Source organism: Streptomyces sp. B15 (assembly GCF_018070605.1).
GTDB classification, from domain to species: Bacteria; Actinomycetota; Actinomycetes; order Streptomycetales; family Streptomycetaceae; genus Streptomyces; species Streptomyces smyrnaeus.
In genome coordinates this window covers 84493-91807 of the sequence record NZ_JAGPXJ010000025.1, presented here as the reverse complement: position 1 = coordinate 91807, position 7315 = coordinate 84493, and the positions used below count along the sequence as shown (strand labels likewise).

Sequence of the window (7315 nt, the reverse complement as noted above, 5' to 3'; positions counted from 1 at the left end):
AGCTTGCCGAACTGGCGCGGGCTCAGCCCGCTGAACGGGGCTATCCAGGAGGGCTGCGACGCCGTGATCACACCAGACACGGCAAGATCATCTCACCCCTGACCAGCAGTTACGGGACAACGCTTAGGGCGGTTCATCGCCGGAGGGTGACGAACAACCAGTCGGGCCCGATCACGCTGTCTACCTCCTGGTTCGGGCCAGACGTGGGGGAGCGGGCACCGAAGCTCCGGGATGCCGACCGCATCCAGGAAGGCACGCTGATGTACGTCGAGAACATGACGGGGCGACAGGGGAGTTACGCAGAGGACCGCATGTGCGCGCGCCTGGCCACTGACGATGAGGCGTCTGATCTCGCGCTCACACCTGGGTCTGCGGTGCTGATCGTTCATCACGTCGTCTACGACCTGCGGGACCGGCCGTTGGAGTTCGCCGAGGCGACGTATCCGCCCGAGCGGTGGGCGTTCGAGCAGGGCTACCCCCTCAACTGAGCTGCCCCTGCGGGCAGATGTTGACGAAGTGCTTGCGCGACCGAAGTGGCTAATGCCAGTATCCACTGAAGTGGCTAATGCCACTTCAGATGGAAGGAGCGCGAGGCATGAGCCGACGGCGACAGGGGTTAGGTGAGGCCGCTCGGTCGGCACCTTCCTGCGGGTGCCGGGGCCGGGGATGGAAGTTCGTCAGCCCTCGTTCCGCCGTGGCCGCCTCTGTGGCTGACGGACATGCTCGCGCCACTCGCAAACGGCGCTGTCTGGACTGTGACGGCACCGGTAGGGAGTAGGTGCGCGAATGGGCGAGACCGCTGGCAACTACACCGCACGCGCAGAGCCGGAACCGCTCGGCTCCATGACGCTGTATCCCGTCCCCGAGTCGGTGTCGCGAGCGCGGCGCTGGTTCCGCAAGTTCATGGCACGTCACGACCTGGCGTGCTCGATGGACGACTGCGTTCTCATGATCTCGGAGCTGGTGACGAACGCGATCCTGTACGGCGAGTCCGAGGAGCCATGGCGTGTACGGGTGGAGTGGTGGCGCGAGGGCGAAGCCCTGCGGGTCGATGTCCATACCCCGGGCTTCCCGCTGGCCGTACGGCTGCGCCACCCTGTCGCAGATGAGGCACACGGCCGTGGGCTGGGCCTGGTCGACGCGCTGTCCGACTCGTGGACGGTGATCCCCAGCCGCTTCGGCGGCACGGCTGTCTCGTTCCGCGTCGACGCCGGGTTCAAGCCTTCCTGACCGAGAGATCAGCCTGACCGTGCACCGTCCTACTCTGGCGGGAGAAGTGTCGGTAGGCTGGTTGACAGGTTGACTTGCCGGATTCGATGAGGCTGGGGATATGGCGTATGAAGTGGCTGCACCGAAGTACGTGCGGTTGGCTCAGACGCTCCAGAGCCGTATCGAGGACGGCACGTACCCTCCCGGCACGCGGGTGCCCAGTGAAAATCAGCTCGTTCAGACCTTCGGTATGTCTCGGCCGACCGTCGTTCGCGCTCTTGAGCTGCTGAAGCGGGACGGCTGGCTGGAGTCTCGTCAGGGCTACGGCACGATCGTGCGAGGTCAGCCCGAGGCCATTCAGAGGAAAGACCAGCGAGGGCGGCAAGCGCTGGAGCGGATCGAAGCGCGTACACCTGGTCGACTGGTTGAGGTGGGGGAAGTGCCCGCCCCGTCCCGGGTCGCCAGCTTGCTCGGGATTCCGAAGAAGAGCACTGTGCTCGTCCGCCGCCTCCTCGTCGAGGATGAGGGAGAGGCCGTCGAGCTGGTCTCCTCGTACTTCCCCCCGTCCTTCGCTGACGGGACCGACCTGGCCGAGGCTTCGCCTCTGTCGGATGGCCTGCGGGAACACCTTGAGTCCCGCAAGCGGGTGCGTTTCGACCACCTCACCGAACGCGTCTCGGCGCGTATGCCGCTCCAGGAGGAGCGGAACCTCCTCTCGGTGCCCAAGAGGGAGCCAACGCTGAGCGTGCTTGTCGTAGCGCGGGACGCTGCGGGACAAGCGTTGCAGGTTATGGACGTATTGCTACCCGCTGACCGCCAGGAGCTGGAAGATACCTACCGGCTGGACTGACCTGTGAGCCTCACTCCCGCGGTCGCCGTTTGGCGAGTCGGTACACCCCGTACGTGGCGACCAGGATGAAGTCCACGGCCGCCCAGATGACGATGATCAGACCCACCCCGATCGCCGTCCCGGCATCAGCGGCGTCCTTGCAGTCCTGAAGTTCCATCCCGGTAAGCCCTCGGCACTGAGCCGGGGTGCCGCTTCCCGACATTCCTCCGGCGATGATCCAGATCAGGAAGATCAGCTGCACTGCCAGAAAGAACCAGAGGAACACCCTGTGCCTCTTTCTGGGCGCTCTGAGCTGGGCCTCTGGCTGGTCGGGACCTGGCGGCCTAGCGGACGGCTGTTGCTCCGCTTGCTGCTCGGGGGCGCTCCTTTCCCGGTTCGGCGGAGGCCCTTCCGTGTGCCGGGTGTGACGAGCCTTGTTCATGGCCGCTACCTCCTCAGTTGCCTCCACTTCCAGATTGCTACTGCTGATTGGGCTCACGAAACTTGACAAGTCAACTTGATAACTCGGTCTGCGAGCTTGCTACGTCTTCGGCACTCCGAGATCGCGGTCACGATGGAGGTCTACACGCACGTGCCCTCGGCCGAGACGCGGCGGGCGCTGCGGAAGCTCGGTACGGCCCTCGGGGGCCAGAGCTCCCAGGAGCCGCAGCCGGGGGAGGACGACGAGGGGTCGGCCGGAGAGGATCAGCGGGAGTCGTAGCGGTTGCTGTACTCCGCTGCTGTACGCACGTCAGAGGGCCCAGTGCAACTATCACACTGGGCCCTCTGACCTCTGTCGGGGTGGCGGGATTTGAACCCACGACCTCTTCGTCCCGAACGAAGCGCGCTGCCAAGCTGCGCTACACCCCGAAGCAACGACGACTACTTTAGCCCAGGTGAGCGCTGAGGCGAAATCGGGTTTCGAGGGGGACGGGGGAGGGCCGGAGGGGAGGGGCTGTGGGTCAGGTCTCGCGGGGGGTGAGGGTGAGGAGGGTGGCCTCCGGGGGGCAGGCGAAGCGGACGGGGGTGTAGCGGTTGGTGCCGCAGCCCGCGCTGACGTGGAGGTAGGACTCGCGGCCGCCCGTGCGGTGGGTGGAGAGGCCCTTCACGCGGTCGGTGTCGATGTCGCAGTTGGTGACGAGGGCGCCGTAGAAGGGGATGCAGAGCTGGCCGCCGTGGGTGTGGCCGGCCAGGATCAGTGGGTAGCGGTCCGCGGTGAACGCGTCGAGTACGCGCAGGTACGGAGCGTGTACGACGGCGAGGGAGAGGTCCGCGTCGGCTTCGGGGCCGCCGGCGACCTCGCCGTAGCGGTCCCGCTTGATGTGCGGGTCGTCCAGTCCGGTCAGGGCGATCTCCTGGCCGCCGTCCAGTTTGAGGCGGCCCCTGGTGTTGGTCAGACCGACCCAGCCGGCGGAGTCGAAGGCGTCCCGCAGCTCTTCCCACGGGTTGTGGACGACGCCGACGGCCGGGGGATTCCCGTTCAGGCCGTGCTTGCCGGTCGCCTTCTCCATGAGGTACTTGGCGGGGTTGCGCAGCTTGGGCCCGTAGTAGTCGTTCGAGCCGAAGACGTAGGCGCCCGGGTACTCCATCAACGGGCCGAGGGCGTCGAGGACTTCGGGGACGCCCTCGGGGTCGGAGAGGTTGTCCCCGGTGTTGATGACGAAGTCGGGCCGCAGTCCGGCCAGCTCCTGCAGCCACCGCCGCTTCTTGCGCTGGCCGCAGACCATGTGGATGTCGGAGATCTGCAGGACGCGCAGCGGGTGCATACCGGGAGGTAGTACGGGTACGGAGACCCGTCGCAAGCGGAACGAACGTACTTCGACACCCGCCGCGTACCCGACGCAGGCCGCGCCGAGCGCTGTGATGCCGACAGCTGTCTTCAAGGGGATCCGGTATCGCGCGCGCATGGCCCCATGGTCGCAGAAGCGGAAGCCCGGTCGCAGATCTGGGAGCTCGGCCCGCAGGCCCCTGTGGAGGCGCCGGCGCAGCCCTTTGAAGCCTTGCCGCGGGCCGGGCCGGAGAGCCGCTCGGTACGGATATGGGGGGCGGTCGGCGGGGCGATCCTGGCACACTGACCCCATGACCACGCTCAAGTCCCGGCTGCAGGACGACCTGACCGCAGCGATCAAGGAGCGCGACGAGCTCCGTTCCGCCACTCTCCGGATGACCCTTGCCGCGATCACGAAGGAGGAGGTCGCGGGCACCAGCGCGCGCGAGCTCTCCGACGACGAGGTGCAGAAGGTGATCACTCGCGAGGCCAAGAAGCGGCGTGAGGCGGCGGAGGCGTTCGCGGGCGGGGGCCGTACCGAGCAGGCGGAGCGGGAGCGGGCCGAGGGCGAGGTGCTGGCGGACTATCTGCCCAAGCAGCTGACGGACGAGGAGCTGGACGCGCTGGTCACCGAGGCCGTCGAGGAGGCCCGCGCTTCCGGTGCCGAGGGGCCGAAGGCGATGGGCGCCGTCATGAAGATCGTGAACCCGAAGGTCGCGGGCCGCGCGGAGGGCGGCCGGGTGGCGGCAGCCGTCAAGAAGCGGCTGGCGGGCTGACGGGTCCCGGTCGGCGGGACGGCCGGCCGTTCTGGTCGCCCCGGCAGCTCGGGGCCCATGAGGGGGCCGCGGATTTGGAGCCCTCCGGGGTGACCGTGGAGACGACCGTACGAGATGTGTAAGGGGCGCCCTCCCCCGGGAGGGCGCCCCTTACACGTGGGCCGTCGGCCCTGTGCGCGTGCTACGGGAAGCCGCCGGCACCCGCGTCCCAGCCGCCTCCCCCGTCGGCGCCACCACCGTCGGCACCGCCGCCTCCGTTGCCGCCTCCGTTCCCGTTGCCGCCGGGCCAGCCGCCGCCCCCGATGCCGCCGGGGTCACCGGTGCCGCCCGGGGTGCCGCCGCCTCCCCCGATGGCGTCACCGCCGCCGATCACGTCCGGCGGTACGGTCACGTCCGGCCACGGGTCGGGCGGTTTGTTGTCTCCTGCGTCGTCGTCGGGTTTCGGCGGGGACGGGGGCTTGGAGGGCGTGCGGGGCTTCTTGCCGCCGTCCCGGATGGGCACGTGGTGGAAGTCCGGCGCGGCCTCGCCGGCCAGTGCGCCCGCCATCGCGTCCCGCCAGATCGGACCGGGTACCTCGCCACCGAAGACCTTGTCGTAGGGGCGTCCGCCGATGGTGATGTCGACCATCCGCACCCGGTGCTCCGGGTCGCCGACCCAGACGGCGCCGGACATGTTCGGGGTGTAGCCCACGAACCAGGCGGCGTAGCGCTGGTCGGTGGTACCCGTCTTGCCGGCGCTGTCGCGGCCGCTGAGGCCCGCCTTCTTACCGGTGCCGTCCTCGACCACGCCGCGCAGCAGCGAGTTGACCGTGTCGGCGGTCTTGGTCTTCATCGCGCGCTTGCACGACGTCTTGGGGACGTCCAGCTTCTTGCCCTGCGCGTCGGTGATCGACTCGATGGCGACGGGGGTGCAGTGCACGCCGCGGTTGGCGAAGGTGGCGTACCCCTCGGCCATCGTCAGCGGCGACATCTCCTGGGTGCCGAGCGAGATCGACGGCACCTGGTCGATCTTCTTGCCGTCGGCGCGCTCGATGCCCATCTTCTGCGCCATGTTCGTCACCGGGCAGATGCCGATGTCGCTTATCAGCTGGACGAAGTAGGTGTTGACCGACTTCGCGGTCGCCTCCTTCATCCGGTAGGGGCCGACCTCGCTGCTGTTCTCGTTCTCCACCGGGGCCTTGCCGCGCCACTTGCCCTTGCACCTGTCGACCGGCGAGGGGTACTGCATGCGGTACGGGGAGGAGTAGGACTTGTAGGGGCTCATCCCCTTGTCCAGTGCGGCCGCGGCGATCACGGGTTTGAACGTCGACCCCGGCTGATAGCCGGCGCCGCCGCCCATGGACCTGTCCACCGAGAGGTTTATCTGCGTCTCGTGCTTCTGGAAGCCGTACGGGCGCGACTGCCCCATGCCCAGGATCTTTCCGGTGCCCGGCTGCACTATCGTCGCGGCGGTGGCGACCTTGTCCGACTTGTTCACATGGGACTCGATCGACTTCTGCACCGACCGCTGCGCCTTCGGGTCGAGCGTGGTCTTGATGGTCAGGCCGCCCCGGTTCCACCGCTTGGCGCGCTCTTTGCGGGTCTTGCCGAACGTCTCGTCGTTCAGGAAGACCTCGCGTACGTAGTCGCAGAAGAAGCCCGCGCCCATGGTGGCGGTGATACAGCCGTTCTTGGGGCGGCTGACGTCCAGCCCGAGCGGCTTCTTCTTCGCGGCCTCGGCCTCCTTGCGGGTGATGTCTTTGTGCGAGGCCATCTTGTTGAGCACGATGTTGCGCCGCTTGGTCGCCTCGTCCTCATGGATGACCGGGTCGTACCGGCTCGGCGACTGGACGATGCCCGCCAGCAGTGCGGACTGCTCCAGGTTCAGGTCCTTGGCCGACTTGGAGAAGTAGCGCTGTGCGGCCGCTTCGACGCCGTACGCCTGCTGGCCGAAGAAGGTGATGTTGAGGTAGTTCTCCAGGATCTTCTTCTTGCCCAGCTCCTCCTCGACCTGGATCGCGTACTTCAGCTCCTTGATCTTGCGGCCGATGGTCTGCTGAGTGGCCTGCGCGACCTTCTCCGGGTCGTTGCCGGCCTCCTCGACGAAGACGTTCTTGACGTACTGCTGGGTGAGCGTCGAGGCGCCCTGGGAGACCTGGCCCGACTGCGCGTTGCGGTTGAGCGCCCGCAGTACGCCCTTGAGGTCGACGGCGCCGTGCTGGTAGAAGCGCGCGTCCTCGATGGCGACGATCGCCTTGCGCATGTGCGGCGAGATGTCCTTGAGGTCGACGACCGTGCGGTCGCGGGAGTAGACCTTGGCGATCTCGCCGCCCTCGTTGTCCAGTATCGTCGTGCGCTGGCTGAGCGGTGGGCGCTTGAGGTTGACCGGCAGCTCGTCGAAGCCCTCGACGGTGCCTTTGGTCGCCAGGCCGAGCGTCCCGACAGCGGGCAGCGCGAGCCCGGCCATCACCATCCCCGCCAGCACACTCACGCCGACGAACTTGGCGATCTGCTGGGGCTTGCCGACTCCGCTGCCCGCGCGCTTCTTAGCCATGAGTAAGAGCGTACGACGTGACGGTGTCAGGGCACCGGTGGGGAAGCGTGGCAAACGCCGGACAGGGCCGCGCGGGGTCGCCTAAGCTGCGGTCGTTGTCACTCTGACACCTCCCATCACCCCTCATCACCCCCCGCTTCCTCCACTCAGAGTCTCCGCAGTGCTTCCGACTCACTCCGTTGGGTGATGTGGCGCGCACG

Annotated in this window: 7 protein-coding genes, 1 tRNA gene and 2 pseudogenes; 5 read left to right on the top strand and 5 right to left on the bottom strand. The window is 67.7% G+C overall.

All coding sequences use genetic code 11. The features are described from left to right. A pseudogene (locus tag KBY19_RS36500) lies at positions 1-80 on the bottom strand (IS5/IS1182 family transposase); the annotation flags it as partial. Positions 81-125: 45 nt separating this feature from the next. Between KBY19_RS36500 and KBY19_RS36495 the strand changes: the two are divergent. From KBY19_RS36495 to KBY19_RS14470, 3 genes and pseudogenes are all read left to right on the top strand, one after another. After that, positions 126-488, top strand: a pseudogene (locus KBY19_RS36495) (UTRA domain-containing protein); the annotation flags it as partial. Positions 489-786: 298 nt separating this feature from the next. Further along, positions 787-1230, top strand: coding sequence for an ATP-binding protein (locus tag KBY19_RS14475; RefSeq protein WP_210965906.1), 444 nt, complete (start codon positions 787-789; stop codon positions 1228-1230). Positions 1231-1330: 100 nt separating this feature from the next. Further along, complete coding sequence (locus tag KBY19_RS14470; RefSeq protein ID WP_185017763.1) at positions 1331-2059, top strand: GntR family transcriptional regulator; 729 nt, start codon at positions 1331-1333, stop codon at positions 2057-2059. Positions 2060-2069: 10 nt separating this feature from the next. Here KBY19_RS14470 and KBY19_RS14465 read toward each other — a convergent pair whose 3' ends face one another. After that, complete coding sequence (locus KBY19_RS14465; protein WP_185017764.1) at positions 2070-2324, bottom strand: hypothetical protein; 255 nt, start codon at positions 2322-2324, stop codon at positions 2070-2072. A 288-nt stretch (positions 2325-2612) separates the two neighbouring features. Between KBY19_RS14465 and KBY19_RS14460 the strand changes: the two genes are divergently transcribed. Beyond that, on the top strand, positions 2613-2759 hold the full coding sequence (locus tag KBY19_RS14460; protein WP_210957392.1) for a hypothetical protein: 147 nt from the start codon (positions 2613-2615) through the stop codon (positions 2757-2759). Positions 2760-2834: 75 nt separating this feature from the next. On the opposite strand, the gene KBY19_RS14455 is transcribed toward KBY19_RS14460, so the two are convergent. Both KBY19_RS14455 and KBY19_RS14450 read right to left on the bottom strand, forming a co-directional pair. Beyond that, a tRNA-Pro gene (locus KBY19_RS14455) sits at positions 2835-2908 on the bottom strand. 92 nt (positions 2909-3000) lie between these two features. Continuing rightward, the gene (locus KBY19_RS14450; protein WP_210965905.1) at positions 3001-3945 is read right to left on the bottom strand and encodes a metallophosphoesterase; all 945 of its coding nucleotides are present in this window, start codon (positions 3943-3945) and stop codon (positions 3001-3003) included. Positions 3946-4117: 172 nt separating this feature from the next. On the opposite strand from KBY19_RS14450, the gene KBY19_RS14445 reads away from it, so the two are divergent. Next, on the top strand, positions 4118-4582 hold the full coding sequence (locus KBY19_RS14445; protein WP_185017766.1) for a GatB/YqeY domain-containing protein: 465 nt from the start codon (positions 4118-4120) through the stop codon (positions 4580-4582). Positions 4583-4763: 181 nt separating this feature from the next. Here the strand turns inward: KBY19_RS14445 and KBY19_RS14440 are convergent, their stop codons facing one another. After that, positions 4764-7115: a transglycosylase domain-containing protein gene (locus tag KBY19_RS14440; protein WP_099883208.1), complete on the bottom strand. Its 2352-nt coding sequence runs from the start codon at positions 7113-7115 to the stop codon at positions 4764-4766. Between the last annotated feature and the right edge of the window lie 200 nt (positions 7116-7315).